Below are 801 nucleotides of genomic sequence, written 5' to 3' on the forward strand. Positions count from 1 at the left end.
CATCCATCAACACCAAGTGCGCTAACCAGGCTATCGGTATACCAGTTAAAGTAATCGTCGTGCGTAGCGCTATTGCCAACATGTTGCCAGGTTTCTCCATTGTCGGTGGAGTAGTATAGGGTAGTTCCATCAACCTCGGGCTCAGTGCGGTTAAAAATGCTTAGGTCGATTATTGGGTTTGCTACTCCACTAAAATCGAAGCAGGGGCTTTGTAACCATGCTGTTTCCGAGTTAAATCGTGTTCCGGTAATCCATACATTGTCAAAATTGATACCCTCGGCCACGTTAGCATCCCCATTCGATTTCAATACAAATCGGATGTATAGTGTACCTGAATTGGCAAGACTATTGGGGATTGGTATGGTATCAATATCCCAGTTTTCATGTGTAACTGCTGTGCCGCCAGTTGAAAATAGGGTTTCCCAGGATGTGCCATTGCTGCTAGCTTGAACCATTGCTGTATCGCCCGCTGCAATTTTATGCCATCGCCAGGCATAAAGTGTTAGATTGCTGTAGCTCGCTAGATCAATAATTGGCGACTGGGCAAACCATGTAACATTGGGTTCATACATGCCTTTATTGGCTCCTTGCCTGCTTAAATCGGTCCCAATGCAGTATTGGCCGCTATAGGAATATGTTGGAATTGTATCCCATTGCATGATTATTTGATTGCGCTCAAATTCTCCTGTAAATGTCCACCCCTTAGCTGTTTCAAAATCATCGAAAAATATTGTATCGGTAGCACCGGTAAGCAATGAACCATAGTTTTGACTTATGCTTGTAGCCCAAGCCTTTGAGCCT

1 protein-coding gene is annotated in these 801 nt (G+C 44.3%); it reads right to left on the reverse strand.

Going from position 1 to position 801, the window contains the following annotated elements; all coding sequences use genetic code 11:
• The coding region (locus WHS63_RS13210; protein WP_445205524.1) for a hypothetical protein at window positions 1–801 on the reverse strand (801 nt) is incomplete at both ends.

Source organism: Tenuifilum sp., assembly GCF_037481895.1.
GTDB lineage: Bacteria > Bacteroidota > Bacteroidia > Bacteroidales > Tenuifilaceae > Tenuifilum > Tenuifilum osseticum.